General features: G+C 64.8%; 21 protein-coding genes and 1 tRNA gene. 14 read left to right on the forward strand and 8 right to left on the reverse strand.

Annotation, left to right across the window (positions count from 1 at the left end):
• Nucleotides 1–234 precede the first annotated feature (234 nt).
• The 4 genes from yajC to QZY48_RS29435 all read left to right on the forward strand — a co-directional run bounded on the left by yajC (nucleotide 235) and on the right by QZY48_RS29435 (nucleotide 4,610).
• Nucleotides 235–573 carry a preprotein translocase subunit YajC gene (gene yajC, locus QZY48_RS29420; protein ID WP_295437337.1) on the forward strand — a complete coding sequence of 113 codons (339 nt, stop codon included), beginning with the start codon at nucleotides 235–237 and terminating at the stop codon, nucleotides 571–573.
• A 127-nt stretch (nucleotides 574–700) separates the two neighbouring features.
• The gene (gene secD, locus QZY48_RS29425; RefSeq protein WP_295437338.1) at nucleotides 701–2,557 is read left to right on the forward strand and encodes a protein translocase subunit SecD; all 1,857 of its coding nucleotides are present in this window, start codon (nucleotides 701–703) and stop codon (nucleotides 2,555–2,557) included.
• 28 nt (nucleotides 2,558–2,585) lie between these two features.
• Nucleotides 2,586–3,524: a protein translocase subunit SecF gene (gene secF / locus QZY48_RS29430; protein ID WP_295437340.1), complete on the forward strand. Its 939-nt coding sequence runs from the start codon at nucleotides 2,586–2,588 to the stop codon at nucleotides 3,522–3,524.
• A gap of 33 nt (nucleotides 3,525–3,557) precedes the next feature.
• On the forward strand, nucleotides 3,558–4,610 hold the full coding sequence (locus QZY48_RS29435; RefSeq protein WP_295437341.1) for an FAD:protein FMN transferase: 1,053 nt from the start codon (nucleotides 3,558–3,560) through the stop codon (nucleotides 4,608–4,610).
• Between the two features lie 101 nt (nucleotides 4,611–4,711).
• On the opposite strand, the gene QZY48_RS29440 is transcribed toward QZY48_RS29435, so the two are convergent.
• Entirely contained in the window at nucleotides 4,712–5,599 is an 888-nt protein-coding gene (locus QZY48_RS29440) for a Uma2 family endonuclease (protein WP_295437344.1), read from the reverse strand.
• A gap of 230 nt (nucleotides 5,600–5,829) precedes the next feature.
• Here QZY48_RS29440 and QZY48_RS29445 point away from each other — a divergent pair, with 230 nt between their 5' ends.
• The 8 genes from QZY48_RS29445 to QZY48_RS29480 all read left to right on the forward strand — a co-directional run bounded on the left by QZY48_RS29445 (nucleotide 5,830) and on the right by QZY48_RS29480 (nucleotide 15,974).
• Nucleotides 5,830–8,640, forward strand: a complete 2,811-nt coding sequence (locus QZY48_RS29445; RefSeq protein ID WP_295437346.1) for a DEAD/DEAH box helicase family protein — start codon at nucleotides 5,830–5,832, stop codon at nucleotides 8,638–8,640.
• Between the two features lie 188 nt (nucleotides 8,641–8,828).
• Entirely contained in the window at nucleotides 8,829–10,040 is a 1,212-nt protein-coding gene (locus tag QZY48_RS29450) for a restriction endonuclease subunit S (RefSeq protein WP_295437348.1), read from the forward strand.
• Nucleotides 10,041–10,548: 508 nt separating this feature from the next.
• Nucleotides 10,549–11,055, forward strand: coding sequence for a transposase (locus tag QZY48_RS29455; RefSeq protein WP_295437350.1), 507 nt, complete (start codon nucleotides 10,549–10,551; stop codon nucleotides 11,053–11,055).
• Between the two features lie 67 nt (nucleotides 11,056–11,122).
• Nucleotides 11,123–12,613 carry a class I SAM-dependent DNA methyltransferase gene (locus QZY48_RS29460; RefSeq protein WP_295437352.1) on the forward strand — a complete coding sequence of 497 codons (1,491 nt, stop codon included), beginning with the start codon at nucleotides 11,123–11,125 and terminating at the stop codon, nucleotides 12,611–12,613.
• Between the two features lie 121 nt (nucleotides 12,614–12,734).
• A complete protein-coding gene (locus tag QZY48_RS29465) occupies nucleotides 12,735–13,022 on the forward strand; it encodes a CopG family antitoxin (protein ID WP_295437353.1) in 288 nt (95 codons plus the stop codon).
• Between the two features lie 2 nt (nucleotides 13,023–13,024).
• Nucleotides 13,025–14,263, forward strand: a complete 1,239-nt coding sequence (locus tag QZY48_RS29470) for an AAA family ATPase (protein WP_295437354.1) — start codon at nucleotides 13,025–13,027, stop codon at nucleotides 14,261–14,263.
• 65 nt (nucleotides 14,264–14,328) lie between these two features.
• On the forward strand, nucleotides 14,329–15,021 hold the full coding sequence (locus QZY48_RS29475; RefSeq protein WP_295437356.1) for a hypothetical protein: 693 nt from the start codon (nucleotides 14,329–14,331) through the stop codon (nucleotides 15,019–15,021).
• Between the two features lie 170 nt (nucleotides 15,022–15,191).
• Nucleotides 15,192–15,974 carry an HNH endonuclease gene (locus tag QZY48_RS29480; protein ID WP_295437358.1) on the forward strand — a complete coding sequence of 261 codons (783 nt, stop codon included), beginning with the start codon at nucleotides 15,192–15,194 and terminating at the stop codon, nucleotides 15,972–15,974.
• A gap of 321 nt (nucleotides 15,975–16,295) precedes the next feature.
• Here QZY48_RS29480 and QZY48_RS29485 read toward each other — a convergent pair whose 3' ends face one another.
• Nucleotides 16,296–16,550 carry a GlsB/YeaQ/YmgE family stress response membrane protein gene (locus QZY48_RS29485; protein WP_295437360.1) on the reverse strand — a complete coding sequence of 85 codons (255 nt, stop codon included), beginning with the start codon at nucleotides 16,548–16,550 and terminating at the stop codon, nucleotides 16,296–16,298.
• A gap of 410 nt (nucleotides 16,551–16,960) precedes the next feature.
• Here QZY48_RS29485 and QZY48_RS29490 point away from each other — a divergent pair.
• Nucleotides 16,961–17,036: transfer RNA gene (locus tag QZY48_RS29490), tRNA-Thr, on the forward strand.
• Nucleotides 17,037–17,201: 165 nt separating this feature from the next.
• On the forward strand, nucleotides 17,202–17,429 hold the full coding sequence (locus tag QZY48_RS29495; protein ID WP_295437362.1) for a hypothetical protein: 228 nt from the start codon (nucleotides 17,202–17,204) through the stop codon (nucleotides 17,427–17,429).
• A 255-nt stretch (nucleotides 17,430–17,684) separates the two neighbouring features.
• Here the strand turns inward: QZY48_RS29495 and QZY48_RS29500 are convergent, their stop codons facing one another.
• The 6 genes from QZY48_RS29500 to QZY48_RS29525 all read right to left on the reverse strand — a co-directional run.
• Nucleotides 17,685–19,154 carry a hypothetical protein gene (locus tag QZY48_RS29500; protein ID WP_295437364.1) on the reverse strand — a complete coding sequence of 490 codons (1,470 nt, stop codon included), beginning with the start codon at nucleotides 19,152–19,154 and terminating at the stop codon, nucleotides 17,685–17,687.
• Complete coding sequence (locus tag QZY48_RS29505) at nucleotides 19,144–19,314, reverse strand: symporter small accessory protein (RefSeq protein WP_172965352.1); 171 nt, start codon at nucleotides 19,312–19,314, stop codon at nucleotides 19,144–19,146. The genes QZY48_RS29500 and QZY48_RS29505 overlap by 11 nt, the downstream gene beginning before the upstream one ends.
• Nucleotides 19,315–19,387: 73 nt before the next feature.
• The gene (locus tag QZY48_RS29510; RefSeq protein ID WP_295437370.1) at nucleotides 19,388–21,217 is read right to left on the reverse strand and encodes a sodium:solute symporter; all 1,830 of its coding nucleotides are present in this window, start codon (nucleotides 21,215–21,217) and stop codon (nucleotides 19,388–19,390) included.
• An 18-nt stretch (nucleotides 21,218–21,235) separates the two neighbouring features.
• A complete protein-coding gene (locus tag QZY48_RS29515; protein ID WP_295437366.1) occupies nucleotides 21,236–23,074 on the reverse strand; it encodes a sodium:solute symporter in 1,839 nt (612 codons plus the stop codon).
• Between the two features lie 450 nt (nucleotides 23,075–23,524).
• Nucleotides 23,525–23,908: a hotdog fold thioesterase gene (locus QZY48_RS29520; RefSeq protein ID WP_295437368.1), complete on the reverse strand. Its 384-nt coding sequence runs from the start codon at nucleotides 23,906–23,908 to the stop codon at nucleotides 23,525–23,527.
• Nucleotides 23,909–24,155: 247 nt separating this feature from the next.
• Nucleotides 24,156–24,892, reverse strand: a 737-nt coding sequence (locus QZY48_RS29525; protein WP_295437369.1) for a DUF2887 domain-containing protein, incomplete at its 5' end; no start/stop codon positions are given.

The following is a 24,892-nucleotide window of genomic DNA, read 5'->3' on the forward strand; positions in this document are numbered from 1 at the left end:
GGTCGTGGTCGTGGTCGGATTGTTCGATTACGACAACGACAACGACAACGACAACGACACAGCGTACCCGGGATCTCAGCCACCACATCCGTTCTGATCGCACCCCGCAGAGCATCCGTCCCTGTAACTTGAGCGATGCTGTGACATAATGCGGGGCTGATTTTGCCCGGGTTGCGGCCGGACGCGTGCCGGCCCGGCCTCTTACAAACATCCGGTAACCACCAGGAAACCCCCATGAGCTTCTTGATTTCCGATGCAAACGCCCAGGCCGCGGCCGCCGGCGCCGGGTCCATGTCGGACCCCTTGTTCACCCTGCTGCCCTTGGTGCTGTTCGCGGTGGTCTTCTATTTCCTGCTGATCCGCCCCCAGTCCAAGCGCCAGAAGGAGCACAAGCGGATGGTCGACGGTCTGACCAAGGGTGACGAGGTGATCACCCTGGGCGGTATCGCCGGGCGTGTCACCGACTTGGGTGACAACTTCGTGCTGGTGGAGATCGCCGAGGGCACCCAGGTCAAGGTGCGCCGTGCGGCCGTCGATGCCGTGCTGCCCAAGGGTTCTCTGAAGGACCTCTGAGCGGGTCGATACCCCGATTTTTGGTCGGGGCCGCCGGTCGGGCGTCGGGTCTTGAGTCTCGGCGCCGTCGGCGGTCACCCCCCGGCACCCCGCGACCCTGCCTGCCGCCTGTGCGATTGGAAGTGCGATGAACCAATATCCCCTGTGGAAAAACCTGCTGATCCTGGGCATCGTCCTGACCGGCCTGGTGCTGGCCTTGCCGAACATCTTCTCTCAGGACCCCGCCATTGAGGTCGCGGCCGTCCGCGGGGGCCATGTGACCGAGGCCACGGCCGGGGAGATCCGCGCCGCCCTGGAGGCCGCCCAGGTCCCGGTCAAGCGCATCGACACCCTGGCCGGCGGCAAGCTCCTGCTGCGGTTCGCCAGTTCCGGGGACCAGTTGCACGCCGAGGAGGTGATCGAGAACACCCTCTCCGACCGCTACCGCAGCGCGCTGACCCTGTCCGCCGACCTGCCCCGCTGGGTGCGCGCACTGGGCCTGCGGCCCATGAATCTGGGACTGGACCTGCGCGGCGGCATCTATGTCCTGATCGACGTGGACATGGACGCCGCCCTGGACCAGGCGCTGGAACGCCACGTCGAGGACATCCGCACCCAATTGCGTGACGCCAAGGTGCGCTATGTCACGGTCGGCCGCGAGAAGGGGCGCGTCGTCGTCAAGTTCGCGGAGGTCGCGTCGCGGGACGCCGGGGAGAAGGTCATCGCCAAGGAGTTCCGGGATCTCAAGATGCAGACCCTGGAGCAAGACGGTGAATTCCTGGTGACGGTGGCCCAGACCCCGGCCCAGCAGAAGCAGATCCAGGACTTCGCGCTCCAGCAGAACATCACCACCCTGCGCAACCGCGTCAACGCGCTCGGGGTGGCAGAGCCCATCATCGCCCGCCAGGGGGACCGGCGGATCGTGGTGCAACTGCCCGGCGCCCAGGACCCGGGGCGCCTCAAGGAGATCCTGGGGGCCACGGCCACCCTGGAATACCGGCTGGTGGACACCGAGCACAGCGCCGCCGACGCGGAGGCCGGGCGGGCGGCGGTGGGCAGTCGGCTCTACAAGACCCGCGACGGCAAGCCGGTGCTGCTCAAGCGCCGGGTGATCGCCACCGGCGACCAGATCACGGATGCCTCCTCGGGCTTCGACTCACAGAGCGGCACCCCGATGGTCAGCGTGAGTCTGGATGCACCGGGCGGCCGGCGGATGCGCGAGATGACCACCGAGAACGTGGGCAAGCCCATGGCCGTGGTCTTCATCGAGAACCGCACCACCACCAAACAGGTGGACGGCAAGCCGGTGAAGCGCACCGAGAAGGTGGAGGAGGTGATCAGCGTCGCCACCATTCGCGAGCCCTTCGGGCGGCGCTTCCAGACCACTGGGCTGGACAGTGCCGACGAGGCCCACAATCTCGCCCTGCTGCTGCGCTCCGGGGCACTCGCCGCCCCCATCCAGATCGTCGAGGAGCGCACCGTGGGCCCGAGCCTGGGTCAGGACAATATCGACAAGGGGGTGCGCTCGGTAGTGGTCGGCTTCCTCCTGGTGTGCGCCTTCATGGGCGTCTATTACCGGGTGTTCGGGATGATCGCGAACCTGGTGCTGCTGGCCAATGTGGTCCTGCTGGTCGCCATCCTGTCGGCCATTCAGGCGACCCTGACGCTCCCCGGCATCGCCGGCATCCTGCTCACCGTGGGCATGGCGGTGGACGCCAACGTACTGATCTATGAGCGTATCCGCGAGGAGTTGCGCAACGGCAACTCGGTCCAGGCGGCGATCTATACCGGCTATGACAAGGCCATGGCGACCATCATCGACTCCAACGTCACGACCATGATCGCCGCCGTGGTGCTGTTCAGCTTCGGTACCGGCCCGGTCAAGGGATTCGCCATCACCCTCTTCTTCGGCATCCTGACCTCCATGTTCACCGCCGTGATCGGCAGCCGCGCCATCGTCAATCTGATGTATGGCCACCGACGCCTCACCAGCCTGCCCATCTGACCCTGCCTGACTAACCGGGAGCCGAGCCATGGAACTCTTCAAGCGCACCAATATCGATTTCATGTATATCCGCTGGCCGGCCATCTGGCTGTCCTCGCTGATAAACCTGATCGGTATCGCCTCGTTCATCTTTCTCGGGTTCAACTTCGGGCTCGACTTCACCGGCGGTACCGTGGTCGAAGTCGGCTACGCGCAGCCCGCGAACCTGGTCCAGGTGCGCTCGGCACTCGCCGAGGGCGGTTTCAAGGAGGCCGGCGTACAGCACTTCGGCAGCACCCGCGAGGTCCTGATCCGGCTGCCCCCGGTCGCCGAGGGCACCGGTTCCACCCTGGGCGACCGGGTCATCGCCGCGCTCAGCACCGACCCTGAGGTGGGCGAGGTGAAACTGCGCCGGGTCGAGTTCGTCGGCTCGCAGGTCGGCGGGGAGTTGGTCGAGCAAGGGGGGCTCGCCATCCTCTACACCCTGATCGGCATCCTGATCTATGTCGCCATCCGCTTCGAGTGGCGCTTCGCGGTGGGTGCGGTCATCGCCACCGTCCATGACGTCATCGTGGTACTGGCCGTCTTCTCCATCTTCCACATCGAGTTCGACCTGACGGCCTTGGCCGCGGTGCTGGCGATCATCGGCTATTCGCTGAACGACACGGTCGTGATCTACGACCGGATTCGGGAGAACTTCCGCAGGGTGCGCAAGGGCACGGTCATCGATGTGGTCGACCTGTCCATCAACGAGACCCTGTCGCGGACCATCATCACCCACGGCGTCACCATGTTGGCGGTGCTTGCCCTGTACTTCCTGGGCGGCCAGGTCATTCATGGGTTTGCGCTGGCCTTCCTCGTCGGCATCGTCACCGGCACCTACTCGTCCATCTATGTGGCGAGCAGCTCGGTCGTATTGCTCGGGATCAGCCGCGCGGACCTGCTGCCGACGCCCAAGGAAGGCCCGGGCGTGGATGCGCGGCCCTAGTTCGCGGGTACCCCTGAGCGTTCCTTCGGCACGATGACACTGCTGCGACGCGCCCTCGTCGGTTTGCTGGCCCTGGCCGCCGGCGCCCTGCTTGCCGCCTGCGGCGCGCCGACCGACCCCCAGGTCGAGGTCACGGGCCCCACCATGGGGACCTACTATGCGGTCAAGGTGGCCCGGCCGCCGGCCGGTCTCGACGCACAGACCCTGCGGGCCGGGGTGGAGCGGGTGTTGAAGGGTGTGATCGACGCGCTCTCGACCTATGACCCGCAGTCCGAGCTGTCCCGCCTGAACCGTAACCCCAGTGCCGACTGGGTGCCTATCTCGAGTGAACTCTATGCAGTCCTCGCCGAGGGCCAGCGTCTCAGCCGACTGTCCGACGGGGCCTTCGACATCACCGTCGGTCCGCTGATCAACCTCTGGGGGTTCGGACCCCAGCCCAAGGCCGACGCGGTGCCCAGCGTGCAAGCGATCACGGCGGCCCGGGAGCGGGTGGGTTACGACAAGCTCGAGCTGCGCGCCGACCCGCCCGCCATCCGCAGACAACGCGGGGACATCTATATCGACGTCTCGGCCCTGGGGGAGGGCGAGGGGGCGGATCGGATGGCCGCCTATCTGGAGTCACTCGGGGCGACCGACTATATGGCCGCGGTGGCGGGCACCATGCGGGTCCGCGGCAACAACGCCAAGCGTCTCGCCTGGGGGATCGCCATCGAGGTACCGAACCCGAGTGACCGCGCGGTGCAGCGCATCCTGCCGCTCACCGACAGCGCCGTCTCCACCTCCGGCGACTACCGTAACTTCTTCAAGGCGGCGGGCAAGCGCTACTCACACCACATCGACCCCCGAACCGGAAACCCCGTCGAGCAGCGCCTCGCCTCGGTGAGCGTCGTAGTCCCAGGCGGCGCGGACAGCGCCCGGCGCGCCGACGGCCTGGCGACGGCCCTGATCGTCATGGGGGAGGAGCGGGGGCTGGCCCTGGCCGAGGCCCAGGGACTCGCCGCCTACTTCATCGTCCGCGAGGATGGGGGCTTTCGCGAAGTCACCACCACGACCTTGACGCGGATCAATGGGAAGTTCGCGCCTTAAGCAGGCGCTGAAGGATCGGCTCAGGGAACACTCTTCGGCGTCGCTCAAGAACCCTGGCGAGCTTGGCCCCTTGGCGTGAGAACTGCTCTTTCTGTCTTATCTCAGGGTTTCAAACCTCGCGCCGCGAGCTGCGCCCGCAACTGCGCCAATTCCTGCTCGGCCTCTTGGAGCGCCTGCGCCTGTGCCTGTTCACGCCGCTCGGCCTCCCGCCTGGCCTGTGCCTGCTCCTCGGCCCGCTGCTCGGCCTCCCGCCACTCGGGCAGCACGAAGTCGGCATAGACCGGGTCGCGGACCATCGCCTTGGGCCCGGGCTGTGCGAGCAGGTCGGTCAGCCGGAATTGCAGGCCGGGCAGGACCCGCGAGCGGATCACGCCGTCGTCGGGCACGATGGGGACATAGAGACCCGCGGCCGTGCGGGTGAAAAACGCCTGACGCTCGGGCTCCCGATGCAGAATGTAGTACTCGGGCACCCTCCCGGCGGCATATTCGGCCTTCTTGGTGACCGTATCGCGCTCACTGCCGCGGCGCTCCAGGTCCGACAGGGCCTCGATGCACAGGTCGAAGACACCGTGGTAGGAGGCATCCAAGGGCAGCAGCGGCTGGGGGTTGGAGTTGCACACGACCCCGAAGTCGGGCTTGCGGATCACGGTCCCGGTCGGCAGCGCAAGCCGGAAACCCATCTCCAGGGCCACCATCCGGGCGATCGGTCGGGTGTCGAGAAAGTGCTGCAAAAGCCTCACGAACCAGGCGTAAACCAGAAAGGTCCCGTAGTCGGACACCGGCTTCTCCTCCAGACGACCGTTGTTCCACTCGTAATGGATGTCCGACTCCAGGTAATACTCCCTCCAATAGGTTTCTTCCGAGACCCGCAGGCCGTCCGCGCAGCAGGGCTCGCCGGCGACCTCGGGCGCCAACCCGGGCGGGCGGGCGACCGCGCGGGGCGGGGCCTGGTGCGCCGGTGCGTCGAGGGTCGCGGCGGTGGGGCACATACAATGGGCCTTGCTTGGGGATTGCTTGGGTTGAAGCCTAGCACAGGGCGGCCCTGGTGGTCGGGCCATCGACCGTCGATGGTCGGGAAAGACGCCGACTGCCGGAAGCCAAAATCAGATCAAAGGGCCTGTGATAATATCGCTATTTCCGAGGGTTACCTGCCCCTGGCACCTGATTCACAGACAGCGAAGGCGACCACCGAGTGACCCACCGGGGTCAGGGAACCGAAATGAGCAAGGCCCCGAAGAACCAAAACCCCGAGCAAGAGGCGCGCGACGAAATCGACCGCCAACTCGTCGCGGCGGGCTGGATCGTTCAGAAACTCAAGGACATCGACTTCAGTGCCGGCCGCGGGATCGCGGTGCGCGAGTACCCGACCGACGCGGGCCCGGCGGACTATGTCCTCTTTGTCGACCGGCAGGCGCTCGGTGATATCGAAGCCAAGCCGGAAGACTGGGGCCACAAGATCACGACCGTCGAGGACCAGTCCGGGGGCTATGCGAGCGCCAAACTCAAATGGGTCGACAACAAGACACCGCTGCCGTTCGTCTACGAAAGCACCGGCGCCCTGACGCGCTTCACCGACACCCGCGACCCCAAGCCCAGGTCCCGCGAGGTCTTCACCTTCCACCGTCCCGAGACCCTGGCCGAGTGGCGGTCCCAGTCGGCATCCCTGCGGGCCCGACTCCAGACCCTGCCGCCCCTGGTGCCGGATGGGCTGCGCGATTGCCAGGACAGGGCCATCACCAACCTTGAAACATCCTTCGCTGCAGCCAGACTCCGGGCCCTTGCGCAAATGGCGACCGGCTCCGGCAAGACCTTCGCCGCCATCACGGCCGTCTATCGACTGCTCAAGCACGCCGACGCCAAGCGCATCCTCTTCCTGGTGGATACCAAGAACTTGGGAGAGCAGGCCGAGCAGGAGTTCATGGCCTTCGTCCCAAATGACGACCACCGCAAATTCACCGAGCTGTACAACGTCCAGCGCCTCAAGTCCTCCTTCATCGCCAAGGACAGCCAGGTCTGCATCTGCACCATCCAGCGAATGTACGCGCTGCTCAAGGATCAGCCAATGGATGAGGCGGCCGAGGAGACCAGCCCGGCGGAGCAGCGGGTCCTGCCCAAGGTACCGCCGCCGGTCGTCTACAACCCCAAGATCCCGCCGGAATTCTTCGACTTCATCATCATCGACGAGTGCCACCGCTCCATCTACAACCTGTGGCGACAGGTCATCGAGTATTTCGACGCCTTCCTGATCGGTCTGACCGCGACACCCGACAACCGCACCTATGGTTTCTTCCACAAGAATGTCGTCAGCGAATATTCCCATGAGCAGGCCGTCGCCGATGGCGTGAATGTCGGCAACGAGGTCTATGAGATCGAAACCGAAAGGACCACGCAGGGCGCCACCCTGAAGGTCAATCAGCAGGTCGAGCGGCGGGAACGGCTCACGCGCCTGCGGCGGTGGGAATTGCAGGACGAGGATGAGACCTACGGCGCGCAACAACTCGACCGCGACGTGGTGAACCCCGATCAGATCCGCACCGTGATGCGTGCCTTCCGCGATCACCTGCCCACGATCTTTCCCGGCCGCGCGGAGGTACCCAAGACGCTGATCTTTGCCAAGACCGACAGCCATGCCGACGACCTCATTCAGATCGTCCGCGAGGTGTTCGACGAAGGCAACCAGTTCTGCAAGAAAGTGACCTATCGTGCCGCCCAGGACCGCACGGATGCCGATGGGAAGGTGATCGCGGCAGGGGAAGACCCGAAATCGGTCCTGGCACAGTTCCGCAACGACTATCACCCACGCATCGCCGTCACCGTGGACATGATCGCCACGGGCACCGACGTGAAGCCGCTCGAATGCCTGTTCTTCATGCGTGACGTGCGCAGCCGCAACTATTTCGAGCAGATGAAGGGGCGCGGCACCCGCACCCTGGGTGCCGACGACCTGAAAAAGGTCACGCCCTCGGCGACGAGCGCCAAGACCCATTATGTGATCGTCGATGCCGTTGGTGTCACCAAGTCACTGAAGACCGCCACCCAACCACTGATCACCAAGCCCTCAGTGTCGCTGAAAGACCTGGCCACGGGTGTCATGATGGGTGTGCGCGACCTGGATACGGTGAGTTCGCTCGCCGGTCGCCTCGCGCGACTCAACAAGCAACTCGATGACAAGGATCAAGCCCGCATCGTGGAGATTGCGGGGGGCGTATCGCTCACCGCGATCGTCAAGTCACTGATCGATGCGATCGACCCCGACCGCATCGAAGCGCGGGCTCGCGCCATCACGGGCGGCGCCGAACCGGGATACAGCGAGCGCGACCAGGCGCGGGACCAACTGGTTGGCGAGGCAGCACAGGTCTTTACCGGCCCACTGATCGCACTGATCGAGGGCATCCGGCGGGACCAGGAACAGACCATCGACCACGACAACCTCGATACCCTGCTGCGCGCCGAATGGGCGGGCGACGCGGCGCAGAACGCCCAGGCCATGGCGCAAGACTTCGCGCAGTACCTTGATGAGCACCGCGACGAGATCGAGGCCCTGAGCATTTTCTTCAGCCAGCCCGCGCGCCGTGCCGAAGTCACCTATGGCATGATCCAGACCCTGCTGGCGCGGCTGCGACAGGACCGGCCCCGGCTCGCACCGCTGCGCGTCTGGCAGGCCTATGCCCACCTGGACGACCTGGCCGGCGTCGCCAACCCGATCAGCGAACTGACCGCGCTGGTCGCCCTCATTCGCCGCGTCTGCGGTCTCGACCCACGCCTCGCCCCCTATGGCGACAGCGTCCGCCGCAACTTCCAGGACTGGATCATGAAGCACCACAGCGGCGCCGGCGAGAAGTTCGATGAGGAACAGATGGAGTGGCTGCGCATGATCCGCGACCACGTCGCCGCCTCCCTGCGCTTCGAGCGCGACGACCTGGAGCGGGCGCCATTCGATGGGCGGGGGGGCATGGGGCGGATGTATCAGTTGTTTGGGGAGGGGATGGATCGGGTGATTGGGGAGTTGAATGAGGTGTTGGCGGCGTGAGTGAAGATTATTTGCCGAATACCTGGACGCGATCGCAATTATCGGATCTTACGATCTTTGCACTAGGCGGAGATTGGGGGAAAGATCCGTCTTTCGATGACCCTGCTTACGTTGATGTACGCTGTATCCGCGGATCTGAGCTCCGTAATTGGGGAGCGAATAGAGGCAGCACAGCTGCGCTACGGCGCGTGAAGAAATCTAGTCTAACCTGTAGAGCATTAGTCCTGGGAGATATACTCGTTGAGATTTCTGGAGGCGGGCCCGACCAGCCCGTCGGAAGAACGGTCCTGATCGATGAGCACGTATTGCTTCAAAATCCAGGGACCGCGAAAATTTGCACCAATTTCTTTCGGATGATTAGACCAACGACCGAAATTTGCTCGCAGTATCTCAGTCAATATCTCGGTTACTTTTACAGCACCGGCCGCATAATTCCCTATCAAGGCGGAAGCAACAACCTGAGAAATCTCAAATTCAATGCGTATCTGACTATTACTATCCCTATTCCGCCCCTCGACGAACAACAGCGAATCACGGCAAAGATTGCGGCAATGTTCTCCGAGCTAGAAAAAGGTATAGAAAGCCTCAAGACGGCAAGGGCGCAACTCCAGGTCTATCGCCAGGCGGCATTCAAACATGCCTTTGAGGGCAAGCTCACCGCCGACTGGCGAAAGACCGCTCAGGCCGGGGCCTGGGAGACGACAACCCTGGGATCAAGGCTTTCGTTTCTGACGTCCGGATCGCGAGGCTGGGCCAGGTATTACTCGGACGAAGGTGACATATTCATTCGCGCCCAAAATCTGAAATACGATCGCCTCGACCTCGATGACGTCGCCTACGTGACGCTCCCGGAAGGATCAGAAGGGATCCGGACGCAGGTTCAAGCAGGCGATTTGCTGGTCACGATCACCGGCGCGAATGTCACCAAGACCGGCTATGTCCCCGCCGATCTCGGCAATGCCTATGTCAGCCAACACGTCGCGCTTTGCCGCCCGACCGCGGACCTGGATAGCAAGTTTCTTTACTGGTATTTGATTGCGGAGTGCGCCGGCAGAAGGCAGTTGAACGCGTTCGCATACGGTGCGGGCAAGCCGGGCCTTAACCTCGACAACATTCGTTCGGTGCGGCTCGAGCTTCCGCCGCTGGCCGAACAGAAGGCGATCGTCGAGCAGATCGACCGGTTGCTTTCCGTTCAAGAGACCATGAACTCGATCATCGACACCGAACTGAAGCGGGTTGAGGCGCTTCGCCAATCGATTCTGAAGCGGGCATTCTCCGGTCGACTCGTCCCCCAAGACCCCAACGACGAACCCGCCGCGATCCTGCTCGAACGCATCAAGGCGGAAAAGGCCGCGGCGGTCACGACCGGGAAGAGGGGCGGCGGGAGGCAGACCGCGTGACGACCAGCACTCCACTTTCCTGGGATTGCCGAGTTGCACTCGGCAGCGGCGCCGAGGGTACGGCGGCGGTACGTCGGGACGAGACCAACCGCTGGAAGAGCCGACTGCAAGTCGGCAATCCCAGGGGGCGCCGTCCCTGGGATTGCCGAGTTGCACTCGGCAGCGGCGCTGGGGGTGCGGCGGCGGTCCGTCGGGGCGCGACCGACCGCTGGAAGAGCCGACTGCAAGTCGGCAATCCCAGGGGGTGCCGTCCCTGGGATTGCCGAGTTGCACTCGGCAGCAGCGCCGGGGGTGCGGCGGCGGTCCGTCGGGGCGAACCTGACCGCTGGAAGAGCCGACTGCAAGTCGGCAATCCCAGGGGGCGCCGTCCCTGGGGCGGCGGGAGTGCAAAGAGATGACCTCAGGCTGGCAATCCCGGCGCCGTCTGCCGCATTTTGATGTACCGGAGTTGATCCAGCACATTACCTTTCATCTGGCCGACTCACTACCCAAGTCGGCCATCGAACGGATGCAGATGGAGATCGCGGCGATGCCGGAATCCGAGCGAACCCTGGCGCGTCGGCGGCGGATTCAGGAATTGCTCGATAGCGGACTGGGCCGTTGTGTCTTGCGCGAACCCGCTTGCGCGACGATCGTTCAGGACTCGTTGCTCTTCGGTGACGGCGAGCGCTATCGCTTGCTGGCCTGGGTGGTCATGCCCAATCATGTCCATGTGTTGATCGAGCAGATGCACGGCTGGCCGCTGGCGAAGGTGGTACAGTCCTGGAAGCGACATACGTCGCGGCAGATTCATCGTCTGGGGTTTGGTATCGACGCCCCGGATGTGCCGCAAGACGCCGACTGCAAGTCGGCGATCCCGGGGCTCTGGCATCCGGATTATTGGGATCGCTTTATTCGCAATGATCGGCATTTTGTGACGGCCAAGCACTATATCGAAGAGAATCCCGTGACGGCGGGGCTGGTGTCTTCGGCGGCGGACTGGCCCTGGGGTAGTGCGCGACTTGGCGCTGATTGAGATCGGCCGACTGCAAGTCGGCGGTCCCGGGAATGGATCGAGGTATTATGTTATTTGAGAGTCAACCATGAACGCGGCATCGATCATTTCCAAGGTCTGGGGCTTCTGTACCACGCTGCGTGATGACGGTGTCGGCTATGGCGATTACCTGGAGCAGCTCACCTACCTTATCTTCCTGAAGATGGCGGCCGAGTATGCCCAGCCGCCCTACAAACACGACATAGGCATCCCCGCCGGCTACGGCTGGCAGAGCCTGACGGCGCGGCGCGGTGCGGAACTGGAGGCACACTACATTGAGTTGCTGCGCAAACTGGGCACCCGCCCGGGGACGCTCGGAAAGATCTTCACCAAGGCACAGAACAAGATCCAGGACCCCGCCAAACTCTACCGTCTGATCACCATGGTGGACGACGAGAACTGGGTCATGATGGGCGCGGATGTCAAGGGCGACATCTACGAGGGCCTGTTGGAAAAGAACGCCGAGGATACCAAGTCAGGGGCTGGCCAGTATTTCACACCCCGGGCACTGATCCGCGCCATGGTGGAATGTGTGCGGCCGGCGCCGGGCCGGACCATCGCCGACCCGGCCTGTGGGACCGGCGGTTTCTTTCTCGGTGCCTATGACTTCATCACCCATGCCGGGAACTACCAACTGGACAAGGCGCAGAAGGACTTCCTCAAGCTCAAGACCTTCCATGGCAATGAAATCGTCGCCAATACCCGGCGCCTCTGCCTGATGAATATGCTACTGCACAGCATCGGTGAGATCGACGGGGATGGGATGATCTCATCCCAGGACGCACTGGTGGCGCCCAGCGATCGGACCTATGACTATGTGCTGGCCAACCCGCCCTTCGGCAAGAAGAGCGCGATGAGCTTTACGAACGAGGAAGGCGAGGAGGACACCGACGAACTCACCTATAACCGCCAGGACTTCTGGGCCGCGACGTCCAACAAGCAGCTCAACTTCGTGCAGCACATCCGCACGATGCTGACGACCACCGGGCACGCCGCCGTGGTGGTCCCGGACAATGTGCTCTTCGAGGGTGGGGCCGGCGAGACGATCCGTCGCAAATTGCTGGAGACGACCGACCTGCACACCATCCTGCGGCTGCCGACCGGCATCTTCTATGCGCAGGGAGTGAAGGCCAACGTGATCTTTTTCGATAATCGCGTGGCGAGCCCCAGCCCTTGGACGCGCGAGGTCTGGTATTACGACTATCGTACCAACGTGCATCACACGTTAAAGAAAAAGCCGCTGCGGTTTCCGGACCTGGCGGACTTCATCCAATGCTACAACCCCCAGGCTCGGCACGAGCGCCGGCCAACCTGGGCACCGGATACCAACCCCGATGGTCGCTGGCGCCGGTTCAGTTATGAGGAGTTAGTCGCGCGCGACAAGACCAGCCTCGACGTCTTTTGGCTGAAAGACAAGAGCCTGACCGACCTCGATAACCTACCGGAACCCGATGACCTGGCTGCGGAGATCATCGAGAACCTGGAAGCCGGGTTGAATAGCTTCCGTGCGGTGCTTTCACGGCTGGGGACGACCGGTTAGGCCGGACGCCGTTGGACAAGTTGTGCATCCTGATCCGGTTCCCGGATGGCAAGGGGTACCCGGTGACGGCCAGACCGATGACCGAGCGCGAACGGCAACGCTATCAACAATGGCAAAGACGATGAGCAAGCTACCCGAGACGGACTCCATCACGGCACTGGCGGAGGTCTGGCAGTCGCATGACCTCAGCGAGTTCGAGGACGTACTCGTGGAGGTGACCGAGCCGGTGTTTCAACGCGCGCAACCCTTGTCGGTCACACTCCCCGCCGCGGACCTGGCCGCACTTCGCGCCAGGGCGCGCCAGGAGCACATCCCCGAAACGGCCCTGGTGTCCAGGTGGATTCACGAGCGGCTGCACGCCGGCTGGCCCTACGTCTCGCCCCTGAGCCCGCCGCGGCGGGCGGAGTGACCATGTTCCGCTTTACCCGCCTCCATCTGCTGCAGTACCGGTGCTTCGCAATATTGGACCTGGACCTCGAGCCCGATCTCACCGTGATCTTCGCCGAGAACGGCGGCGGCAAGACCGCGGTGCTCAATGCCCTCGCCTTGGGTCTGACCGCGTTTCAGTCGGGCACACCACGAGGCTTGAAACACGATCTGGAGCACGACCCGCTCAAGGTCACGCGCGACGAGCGCGGCCGACGCGAGCCGATAGGACCCTGCACCCTTATTTGGATTGCCAACGTGGGCGCTGTCCCGGGCGTCCGCTGGTCGAGTACCGTGAATCCAGCCTCGAACCGCAAGGATGTCCAGTATGGGGAGGTACTCGACGCGATGGAGAAGGTACGGGTGTCTGGCGCGCGCTGGCCGCTCTTCGCGTTCTATGGCGTGGACCGCATGAGACGGGGCAAGGCATCGACCAGACCCGCGTCCAATCCCCCTGATCGGTGGGAGGGGTACGCCGATACCCTGAACGCCGCTCAGGACGACTCGGCCTTGCTCACCTGGCTGCTCGAGGAGGTGCTTGCCGACACGGTCCGTCGACAGGAGGGGGAGCCCGAGCGTTTCCTCGCGAACGCCGTCATGGACGCCGTCGCCAAGGTCACACCGGGCGCAGAGCGGGCCTGGTATGACCCGCGCGAGCGCAGCCCAGTCCTGCGCTTGGCGACCGGGCAGGTCGTCCCCTGGCGGGAGCTTTCCGACGGTTTCCATGTATACCTTGCGCTGGTGGCCGACATTGCCCGCCGCGCGGTCATCCTGAACGAGCAGGACGGCGCCGCGGCCCCGGCGCTGGCGGAAGGCGTCGTCCTGATCGACGAGATCGACCTGCACCTGCACCCGCGCTGGCAGCGGGTGGTGCTGGACGGGCTGCGCGAGATTTTTCCTAGACTGCAATTCATCGTGACCACCCATTCGCCGCAGGTGTTGAGCAGCGCGGAAAACCGCCAGGTCCGCCATTTGGTCGACGGGAAGGTCCAAGAGCACGGCGTGTTCGTTGAGGGGCGGGACAGCAATGCGATCCTCCGCGATCTGATGGGTACCAACGACCGCGACGCCGAGGGCCAAGCGAGGCTCCGCGCGCTCCATGACGCCATCGACCAGGGGTTGCGGGAGCAGGCCGAGGCCCTGTTCGCCGAACTCCTGGCCAAGTGGGGAGACCTGGACCCCGCGCTGATCCGCGCGCGGGGCATGATGGACTGGGAGGACTGATGCGGGGCATCAGAAAGCCGCAACCGCCCAAGGACGTCTCACCAGATGGGCAACAACCGCGGCCCTTGCTGAAGGCCGAGCGCGACTTCCTTGATGCGTTGCCCGCCGCGCCGGACCCGGCGGGTTTCGCGCGCTCGACCTTCAACAGCCTGGAGAAGACCAAGCTGCGTGATGTCCTCTATGTCGAGCAGGGCGCGTTGTGTGTCTACTGCGAGCGCCGGGTTGCCGAGGGCCAGCCGACACCGCGTATCGACCACTGGCGGCCCCTCGGCCAGAACCCTGAGCTCGCGCTTGCCTGGCGGAACCTCTATCTGTGCTGCGCGCATCCGGCGACCTGCGACTGCCGCAAGCACGAGACCCCACTGCGGGCGTCCGACGAGGACCCCGATCTGCCGTGGCCGGTGGATCACCACTACGCGCATTGCGTTGGTTTCACCAGTCTCGGGGAGATGTACGTCCGGTCGGACGCACCGCTGGACGCGACCCAGCGCGAGGCGCTCGAACTTGCCATCGGTGTCCCGCACGATAAGGTGCCGGAGGACAACGGCATCCTCAACCTGAACCATCCGGCCTTGGTCGCCGCGCGGGCCGCCGTCATCGACGAAGAGCGCACCCGACTGGAGCGGCGATTCAAGAAGACGGTATCCCGGTCCGAACGCGAAGCGATTGCCGCCGAGCGACTCGGGAACTATCCGCTGCCTGAGTTCGTGAGCATTCGCGTCCGGTGGCTGCGCAAGACGTTGGGGACGGGGCGGTGACGCTTTGGAGGCGTTGCAGCGTGACGCCGTCTATCGGCCAGGTAGGCGACGGTGGCCGATAGACGGTCTGCGTTGGCGCGAGTGTCCTTTGTTTTTCAAACTGTTGTTATCGGGCACTCGATCTGCGACACGGTTGATCTTGGCGGATATCTCCCCGTTAGAAGGCGCGCATGATCGCAGGGCCGATCTCGCTCACCCTGCTGGAGAAGGCGGCAACCGACAACGGCTTCGACCTGGCAGGGGCGCGCGACGGGGCCTGGCTCCCCTTCGCGAGCAGTCAGACCAGCCTGCGCATTTGGCTCCGCGTCCTGGATGGATCGCTCTACATCGTTGCCCTCTCTCGCCGCGAGGTCTGCGCGGCCCTGCCCGAGCTTGGAGCGCCCTGGGCAAATCCGCTACCGCCAGGCGCTTGTGCGGCGCGGGGCCTGGCCGACGCGGCGGCGCTCCATCGCCTGATCCGGCGCGCCTTTCAACTCTCGCGGGCGCTTCCGGACGCGCCTTTGCAGGTCTTCCTTGAGCGCACGGCGTCGCTCCCGAGGACGACCGAAGCGCAGCGGCTGGTCGTACAACGGGTGGGTCAGGACCTGTTCCGCAACGGCCTGCTCGACTACTGGGAGGGCACTTGCCCGGTGTCCGGACTCGCCGTGCCCGAGCTTCTGCGCGCGAGCCACATCAAGCCCTGGGCGGACTGCGAGAGCGACGCCGAACGCCTGGACGTGTTCAACGGCCTGCTGCTTGCCCCCCAGCTCGACGCGGCCTTCGACCGCGGCTTCATGACCATCGACGACGCCGGCCGGGTCATCGTCTCGAATCTGCTCGACCCCGGCTCGCGGCAGGTCCTGGGGCTCGACAGGCCCCTGTGGGTCCAGCGGCTCATCGATCCGCATCGCGTGTTTCTGGCGTGGCACCGCGAACGCGTCTTTCGCGGTAGGACAACGGTGAGTGGCGAGTAGCGAGCGGCACCTGGCGACCAGCCACGCCCGACACACCGGCGCGGTGCTTCAGGTCGGCGCTGCTGCGCCGGGTCGTTCCGACCCCGGCCATGCTCTTGGAGGGCTTTCACACCCTACCGCGACTGGATGCAGGACCCTTCGCAGGCCCGGGACAGACCAGGGTTTCCTGGTTTCGTGCCGATCAAACGGCGTCTTTCGCCGGTTGCCGGAAGGAACCCTTGGTCTGTCCCAGGTTTCATGCGCGGGCGCGGGAGCAGGCCAACCGCGGGGCGGAGGGGCCTGGCGCGCGAGTCGCCGGCCGGCCCACCCCGCGGAACCGGATCAGGACCGCCGGATCAGATAGAGCACGAACAAGAGCACCAGGGCACCGATGAGGGCGGCGCCCAGCGCGCCCTGCCAACCAGGGTACTGGGTGGCGAGGCTGAACTGGGCGAAAACGTAGCCGCCGCACCAGGCGCCCAGGGCGCCGGTGGCGAGGTCGACGAGTTGGCCGAACGCACCGCGCCGCACCATGAGCGCGGCAAGCCATCCGAGCGCGGCGCCGGCCGCGAGATAGCTCAGGCTGATGAAATCCATGGGAGTCTCCGTTTGGTTTAGGGTGGATATCGAGCAAACCGCTGGGGGACGCACGGGCGGGTATCCCAGGGGGCTGCCACGGGTGCGCCAAGCTCAAGCACTGGCGCGTCGGCATTTTACCCCCAATGAGCGCTGTTTAAGAAACGCCGTGATGCCCTGGCGCGGGACCACGAGGGCGACTGGTCGTTGAAGGCGACGGCCATCCGGATCCCGCGGCCCATCATGACGACCTGACTCACGCAATCGGCAAAGCGCCGGTGCGTGTCGGTGAACCCCCAGGCGCCAGGCAGAAATCCCAGCCCCGGAAGGCCAAAAACATGGCCCTTCGCCTGGCTGGCCGATCGCGGTACACTGTCAGCGAGACCCGTCTCCTCCGGGACCCGCTCTTGGAGCGGGTCCCCATCATCCCCGCCGGCGTAGCTCAGTTGGTAGAGCAGCTGATTTGTAATCAGCAGGTCCACGGTTCGAATCCGTGTGCCGGCTCCAATAATTCAAGATGTTAAGCGTATTTTTAGAGTTAGCGTTTCGTGTCCTTTTGCCGCTGGGTAGGAATTGGGTAGGAACAGCCTGTGTGCGAGGTATTTTGGCCCGTTCGTCGGATCGCTCAGCGGTAGGCCCGAGACTCCATCAACTGCGCGAGGGGAACACGCCATGACCGCGGAAATTGAAAGCCTGGTTCTTGAGCATCTGCGCGCGATCCGCTCGGACCTTGCGGACCTCAAGCGGGAAGTCACCGGCAACAGCGTTCAGCTATCCGCCGTGGGTCAACAACTGGCAGGACTGACCGCCGCGGTCTACGCGAGCAAGTCCGACGTTGACGAACTGAAGCGGCGCATGGACCGCGTCGAGCGACGGCTGGAATTGACCGAGACCCATTGAGGGTTGCAGGTCCACTCCAACCTCTGCCCATCGCATCCCGGCCACTTCGGCGCAGACCATCCCGAGATAGGCGAGCGGCCGGTTCGCCATGACGTCCGATCCCCGCTCAAGCAGCACGTCCGTACCAGATGAAATACCCCTGGGAGCCGGACGATCTCGTCCGCACTGTAGGGATTGGCGTGGCTGATTTTCTCAACCACACCAATGGTGCCGATCGGGTGGGGCAGCGGCCGCAGCGGTCACCGCCGGCGGTACTCAGAACGCCAAGACGATCTCCGCCCGCAGGAAGTAGGAGCCGTCCTGACGGTTGACGGCGTAGAAGTCGCCCGGGGCCAGGTACTCGGCGACCAGGTGGCCGGAGAGGTTCTTGTTGAACTTGGTCTTGACCCAGCCGGTGAAGAGATGGCCGCGGAAGGTGCCGTCGTGGCTGATGTTGTAGAACTGGCTCAGGGTGCGCACGCTCTGCTGGTCGGCCCACAGGGCGTGGTAATCGAGCAGGACCTCGGTGGTCGGGTGGACCTTGGCGATCCAGCCCAGGTTGGCGCGGATCAGGTTGGTGGCCTGGCCGACCCGGCTGTCCAGGGGCCACTGGTAGATCATCAACTCGCTCCACTGGGGCCAGCGCCCCCAGAGTGGGTCGAAGGCCTCGTTGTTCTTGGTGTTCGGGTCGTCGCCGGAGAGGTACTCCAGGTCGGCGTGCACGCGGTTGGCCAGTTTGTCGTTGAAGGCGTAGGTCAGGCGGCCGTTGAAACCCAAGGCGGAGATGTCGCGATTGACGGCGTCGAAATTGACCCGGTTGGCACCCCACTCACCCGCGGCCTCGGCCCTCAGGTTCCAGTGCGGCGAGAGCTTGGAGTCGATGCGCAGACCCACGGCATAGACCTGTCCGTCGTCCGGCGGGGAGGAGAAGGGGTAGCCGTTGTTCACGCGCATGTTGCGGGGGGTGTAATTCGGCCGATTGCTCTTATAGATGGCGTACAGGTCGAGATCCGTGTCCTTGATCAGCGACTTGTTGCGGGCATAGAGGATGGCGCCCTGCTCGTATTGCTCGATCTGGTCCTCGATATCGCCATTCAATGCCTTGGGGAAATTATCCGTATTGGCGGAGTTGTTGATGTAGATCAGGTCGAAGGTGGTCTTGATCGAGTCCACCGCCCAGGTGGCGCGGGCGGCGTCCATATAGATGGTACGCGAGCCGTCGATCGGGGTGCCGTCGAGGACCAGCCAGCCGTTGCCCAGGATCACATCCTGGCGGCCGGCCTTAAGTGACAGGCCGGTGTTGGCGATCTTCTTGAAATCGAGCGTCAGGACATCGAACAGGATGCCGCCACTGTACCAGGGCTCGAATCCCATCCCCGGCGGAAAGGACGTCGGTGTGAAGGCGCTCTTCGGGGGCAGGGTGTAGTGACGGCCCTCCCACATCAGGCGGGCGGCCAGCGCGAAGTGCTCGCTGGGTGCCCATTGGCCCCACCCGCGGAACCGATAGCGCTGAAAGACGCGGTTCGCAGTGGGGTTCGCGAGCCCGGTGGAGGCGCCCCTGGGCGTCAGGGTCATCTCGTTGAGCCCGATGTTGCCGATGTATTCCTCGCGCAGGCGGGTGTCCGCGCCGAAGCTGAATTTGCCGTAGGTCTGATCGGCCGCGGCGCTCTGAATTCCCAGCAAACCGAGTGTGCCCAAGGCCAGGGACAGGACCGCCGCGGCGCTCCGGGAGTGGTTACAGTTCATCTTCCACCTTCTTCTCTTCGATGGCCCAGGCGCGATCCTCGCGGGTCACCTCATCGACCGCGGCATTACGCCGCACCAAGCCATAGATGACGCTGATCGCGGCCACCGCGATACAGCCCAGAAAGGCGGCCAGGACCATGGGGTCTGGGATACCGAGCATTGTTGTCTCCGATTGCGTTCGAGTGAATTGACTGGGAGCACCGCACCCCACTGCGGTGCGGACTCTGCACGCTTCAGGTCTTGGGAAAGCACAGATTCAGGTGCCGCGTATCCGCCGGTCTGGTCAGGACGCTGACCAGGACCAGGGTCAGGAGCGCGAGCGGCAGCGCGATGACGATCGGGTCGACCACCGGCCAATTGGGATAGTCGGCCAGCAGGCTGGTCTTGCCGCCCGTGACCCACTGCACCAGGCCGATGGCACTCGCCTCCTTGGCCTTGATCAGCAGCAGCCATGAGAGCGAGACGCTGAGGCCGACCGTCATGGAGGCCAGGGCCCCGGCGCGGGTCGCCCGCCGCCAGAAGAGCCCGCCGATATAGGCGGGCAGGAAGGTGGCGGCGCACAGGCCGAAAAAGATGGCCGTGAAGCGGGCAATCACGTATTCCTCGCGCACGTTGTAGCTGATGGTGACGGACATCAGGAGCCCGATCACGATGGCGATGCGCATCACCAGCACGCTCGGCTCCCGCCCCGGCTTACCGGTCAGCCGCTCATAGAGGTCGCGCCCGACGGCGGTGCCGATGGTGTGGAACTGGCTCGACAGGGTGCTCATGGCCGCCGCCAACAGGCACAGGAAGAAGACCAGCCCGAACCAGCGCGGCAGGGCGGTGGTGATGAAGACCGGGATGATCTGGTCCGGCTCGCCCTTGGCATAGACCACGGCGGGCGAACGGCCGCTGACCAGTTCCAGGGGCAGGCCCGCCGCGTCCTGTGCCGCCTCCCGCCCGGCGACGACCATCGGCGCCACGGTCGGCTTGCTGGTCTTGGGATTGATGATCGGCTCCCAGCGGCCGGGGCTCGACTCCTTCATGAGCCCCACCAGGGCGTGGCCCTTCGCGGTGTCGATCTCCTTGACCACCTGGCCCTTGAGCAGTGCCCCGTGCTGGGCGAACCAGGCATTGGACAGGCTGCCTACCAGATAGGGTGTCCCGACCATCAGCAGGATGAAGACGGCCCCGATGGGGACGGCGCGGTCCAGTTCCCGCCGGCTGCGCACGGTCATGAAGCGGACCACCAATTGGGGTTGCGCCAGGACGCCGATGCCCACGCCCAGGATGATGGCCGTGATCACCGTCCACCACAGGTCATAGCCCGGCGCGCCCCAGCCGAACACGGGCATGGCGGTCCAGCCCTGATGCCCCATCGCCTTGAGCGTCGGCGGCACCAGGTCGGCCATGTCGGTGAGATACTGGTGGGCGGGCGTGACCCCGCCCAGGCTGGAATAGGTGAACCACAGCAGGTAGACCATGGCCAGGATCATGATCAACCCCTGGAAGGTGTCGGTATACATCACCGCCTTGAGCCCCCCGGGGATCACATAGGCGGCGGTGATCAGGGCGAAGAGCAGCAGCGCCACCTCGAAGTCCACCCCGAACTGGGCGACGACGAAGACCGTCCCCCCGGTCATGACCGCCGCCGAATACAGCGGCATGAAGAGGAAGATCAGGGCCCCGGCGAAGACCTGGACGCCCTTGCTCTGGTAACGGGCGCCGAGCAGCTCGGGGAAGGTATGGGCGCCCAGGTGGTGGCCCAGGCGCCGCGTCGGCTCACCCAGCACGGCGAAGGCCAGCAGGATCCCGACCAGGATGTTGACGAAGGTGAGCCACAGCAGGCTCATACCGAACATCCCGGCAACCCCGCCGAAGCCCACGATGGCCGCGGTCGAGATGAAGGTCGCCCCGTAGGAGACGGCCATCACCACCGGGTGGGCACTGCGCCCGCCGACCAGAAAATCGGCCGCCGTGCGCGTCCCCCGGTACCCCAGCCAACCCAGATAGCCGGTGGTCAGCAGGTAGCCGAGAATGACGATGCTATCGATCCAGGTCAGATTCGCGTTCATTGACAGATCTATACCGATTCAGGGTCAAAGGTCCGGCGTGCGGGAAAAGCACCGGTCCAGGTGTCCGGCGTCGGCCGGTTTGGTGAAGGCGCTGACCAGGATCAGCGTCAGGAGCGCCAGCGGCAGGGCCACGACCACCGGGTCGACCATCGGCCAATTGGGATAGTCGATGAGGATGCTGGTCTTGCCCCCGGTGACCTGCTGCACCAGCCCGATGGCCGCGGCCTCCTTGGACTTGACCAGCAACAGCCAGAAGAGCGAGACCCCCAGCCCGACGACCATCGAGGCCAGGGCCCCGACCCGGGTCACCCGCCGCGAGTAGAGTCCGGCGACGAAGGCCGGCAGAAAGGTCGCGGCACAGAGCCCGAAGAAGATCGCGGTGAAGCGCGCGATCACGTACTCCTCGCGCACGTTGTAGCTGATGGTGACGGACATCAGGAGCCCCAGCATGATGGCGATACGCATCACCAGCACGCTCGGCTCGCTGCCGTGCCGGCCGGTGATGCGCTCATAAAGGTCACGCCCGGCGGCGGTGCCGATGGTGTGGAACTGGCTCGACAGGGTACTCATGGCCGCCGCCAGCAGGCACAGGAAGAAGACCAGCCCGAACCAGCGCGGCAGGGCGGTGGTGATGAAGGCCGGGATGATCTGGTCGACCTCACCCTTGGCATAGACCACCGAGGGCGCGCGCCCGCTCACCAGGTCCAGGGGCGCGCCCTGGGCGTCCTGGACGGTCTCATGCCCGGACACCACCATGGGCGCCATGGCTGGCTGCTTGGTCTTGGGGTTGATGACCGGCTCCCAGTGACCCGGGCTGGACTCCTTCATCAGGCCGACCAGGGCGTGGGACTTGGCGGGGTCGATCTCTTTCACCACCTGGCCCTTGAGGATGGGCCCGTGCTGGGCGAACCAGGCGTTGGAGAGGCTGCCGACGGCAAACGGCGTGCCGGTCATCAGGAGGATGAAGACGGCACCGATCGGCACTGCCCGATCCAGTTCCCGGCGGCTGCGCACCGTCATGAAGCGCACCACCAACTGGGGCTGGGCCAGGACGCCGATGCCGACCCCCAGGATGATGGCCGTGATCACGGTCCACCACAGGTCGTAGCTCGGCGCGCCCCAGCCGAACTTGGGCATGGCGGTCCAACCCTGATGGCCCATGGCCTGCAGGGGCCCCGGGACCAGGTCGGCCATGCCGGTCAGGTACTGATGCGCCTCGCTCACCCCGCCCAGGGAGGCGTAGGTAAACCAGAGCAGGTAGATCATGGCCACGATCATCACGATACCCTGGAAGGTGTCGGTATACATCACTGCCTTGAGCCCGCCCGGGATCACGTAGGCGGCGGTGATCAAGGCGAACACCAGGAGCGCCACCTCGAAGTCCACCCCGAACTCGGTGGCGGCAAAGACCGCGCCGCCGGTCATCACCGCCGCCGCGTAGAGCGGCATGAAGATGAAGATCAGGAGCCCGGCCAGGACCTGGATGGCCTTGCTCTGATAGCGCGCCCCCAACAGTTCCGGGAAGGTGTGGGCGCCCAAGTGGTGCCCCAGGCGCCGGGTCGGCTCCCCGAGCACGGTGAAGGCCAGGAGGATACCCACGCCGATGTTGAGAAAGGTGAGCCACAGCAGGCTCATGCCGAACATGCCGGCGACCCCGCCGAAGCCCACGATGGCCGCGGTGGAGATGAAGGTCGCCCCGTAGGAGACCGCCATGATGAGCGGGTGGGCGCTGCGCCCCCCGACCAGAAAGTCGGCCGCCGTGCGCGTCCCCCGATAACCCAGCCAGCCCAGATAGCCGGTGGTCAGCAAGTAGCCGACGATGACGACGATATCGACCCAACCCACCGCGGAATGTCCAGCCACGCAAGCCCCCTGTTGTATTTCTGCACCAAGATGTCGTTTGGCCCTCGCGGGGCCGCCGGGCGGCAGGATAACTCAGGTTTACCTGTAGTTTTTTAGACCTGGCGCAGTTAAAGCGCATTTTTTTTCGGATTTGTGACGCGGCGGGCAAAATCCAACGAGTTTTTAAGGTAATGCGAGCGGAACACTACCATCATTTTGTGTGCACGGACGCCGAGGGGAGGGTGCGATCAGATCTGATGTGTTAACGCACACCTCGTAGGGTACGCATCGCGTACCCTACGGCTACCGGACGTTCCCACGGACCGGGCGTCGTTGTCGTTGTCGTGCTCGTGGTCGGATTGTTCGATTACGACAACGACAACGACAACGTACCCGGGATCTCGGTCACTACATCAGTCCTGATCGCACCCCCGTGGGGACCAAGGGGCCGTTGCGTCGGGGCCGAGCGGCTCACCCCTTGCGATACACGGTCCCGGTAAAGAGCCCGACCAGAACCCCGGCGCAGAGCACCTCGACCTGATAGACCCCGGTGCGCCGGGTCAGACTGACCTCGCGCGCCACCGCCTCCACCAGGTCGCCCACCCGGGTCGGTTTGAAATATTCCATGTGTGCGCTCAGGGACACGGCCAGCGGCCCGTGGGAGTTCGAGGCCAGCGCAAAGGCCGCGTCTGCCAGGGTAAACAGCAGGCCGCCGTGGGCCGAGCCCCAGTTGTTCAGGTGCTCGGGGCGCAGTTGCACCCGCATCCGCGCCTCCCCCGGGGCCGTGACCTCGCCCGCGAAGCCGAGCGAAATCATGAAGGGGTCCAAGTGTGATGGGTCCACGATGGGGTGCATAGCGGCGCTCCTGGGCGGCGGTCGGGGTTCGGGCTGGACGACGACGGCCTCGGGGAGACCGGGACAAAGTGGCCCTATTTTCCGTCAGGCAACCGCGCGATGCACCACCCTGGAGTCCAAGGCTTCAGCCTTGGGCGTCACGGCCGCAAGCGTGCGTGCCCGCCGATCGGCCGCGGCAGCGCCGGATGGACCGCGGCGCGGCGGGATGCAACTCCCACCGGGATTACGCTCGTTAACCAAGCGTGCGCTAGCGCGCCTTGGGCACGCCGCGCCGGGGCCTGGGACCGAGCAGGTCCTCCAGGCTTTGAGCCTCGAAGATCCCCTCCAGCCAGCCGTCCAACTGATCCATGGCGGCACTGTCCAGACGCAGGACGGCCCACCGCGGCAGGGCACCGAAGCGGCGCTTCAGCTGTCGCTTGAGTCCATCGGCCTTGCCCTTGGCCTCGCCATCGGCCTTGCCCTTGGCAAAAATATCCTGATAGGCGCGTGTTTGCTCCAGGGGAACCAGTACCGGAAACATGGTGCGCAACTCCTCGTCGGTGAGTAGTGGAAACCGTTCCATCAGCCAAAATTCCAACATCCGCTCCAGCGTCGCGCGGATCGGCGGCGCCACGGGTGCCGCCCGGATCACCTGCCAGGCTTGGGGTGCGCGGACGCGGAGATCCACGGCGCGCGGGATGAACAGCGGGACCAGCGCCGCGACATAGGGGTTGTCAGGCTCTCGCTCCAGCCACCGGGGCAGGCCCTCGTCCAGGTACGCGACCGAGCACAGGGGCGACCCGGCGCCCGGCGGCATCCCGGGATCATCGCCCGCACGCAGGAAGATGAGCATACCCCGAACCGCGCGCGCCGGGTGCGCCTCTCGGGTGCGATCAGAAGTGATGTGGTGGCCGAGATCCCGGGTACGCTGTCGTTGTCGTTGTCGTTGTCGTTGTCGTTGTCGTTGTCGTTGTCGTAATCGAATAATCCGACCACGATTACGAC

The sequence above is a fragment of the uncultured Thiodictyon sp. genome (assembly GCF_903828115.1).
Classification (GTDB): domain Bacteria; phylum Pseudomonadota; class Gammaproteobacteria; order Chromatiales; family Chromatiaceae; genus Thiodictyon.

Bases quoted from the DNA above. Each gene is read 5' to 3' on its own strand.
- yajC (WP_295437337.1), top strand. From the start codon at position 235: ATGAGCTTCTTGATTTCCGATGCAAACGCCCAGGCCGCGGCCGCCGGC.
- secD (WP_295437338.1), top strand. From the start codon at position 701: ATGAACCAATATCCCCTGTGGAAAAACCTGCTGATCCTGGGCATCGTC.
- secF (WP_295437340.1), top strand. From the start codon at position 2,586: ATGGAACTCTTCAAGCGCACCAATATCGATTTCATGTATATCCGCTGG.
- QZY48_RS29435 (WP_295437341.1), top strand. From the start codon at position 3,558: ATGACACTGCTGCGACGCGCCCTCGTCGGTTTGCTGGCCCTGGCCGCC.
- QZY48_RS29440 (WP_295437344.1), bottom strand. From the start codon at position 5,599: ATGTGCCCCACCGCCGCGACCCTCGACGCACCGGCGCACCAGGCCCCG.
- QZY48_RS29445 (WP_295437346.1), top strand. From the start codon at position 5,830: ATGAGCAAGGCCCCGAAGAACCAAAACCCCGAGCAAGAGGCGCGCGAC.
- QZY48_RS29455 (WP_295437350.1), top strand. From the start codon at position 10,549: ATGCAGATGGAGATCGCGGCGATGCCGGAATCCGAGCGAACCCTGGCG.
- QZY48_RS29460 (WP_295437352.1), top strand. From the start codon at position 11,123: ATGAACGCGGCATCGATCATTTCCAAGGTCTGGGGCTTCTGTACCACG.
- QZY48_RS29465 (WP_295437353.1), top strand. From the start codon at position 12,735: ATGAGCAAGCTACCCGAGACGGACTCCATCACGGCACTGGCGGAGGTC.
- QZY48_RS29470 (WP_295437354.1), top strand. From the start codon at position 13,025: ATGTTCCGCTTTACCCGCCTCCATCTGCTGCAGTACCGGTGCTTCGCA.
- QZY48_RS29480 (WP_295437358.1), top strand. From the start codon at position 15,192: ATGATCGCAGGGCCGATCTCGCTCACCCTGCTGGAGAAGGCGGCAACC.
- QZY48_RS29485 (WP_295437360.1), bottom strand. From the start codon at position 16,550: ATGGATTTCATCAGCCTGAGCTATCTCGCGGCCGGCGCCGCGCTCGGA.
- QZY48_RS29495 (WP_295437362.1), top strand. From the start codon at position 17,202: ATGACCGCGGAAATTGAAAGCCTGGTTCTTGAGCATCTGCGCGCGATC.
- QZY48_RS29500 (WP_295437364.1), bottom strand. From the start codon at position 19,154: ATGAACTGTAACCACTCCCGGAGCGCCGCGGCGGTCCTGTCCCTGGCC.
- QZY48_RS29505 (WP_172965352.1), bottom strand. From the start codon at position 19,314: ATGCTCGGTATCCCAGACCCCATGGTCCTGGCCGCCTTTCTGGGCTGT.
- QZY48_RS29520 (WP_295437368.1), bottom strand. From the start codon at position 23,908: ATGCACCCCATCGTGGACCCATCACACTTGGACCCCTTCATGATTTCG.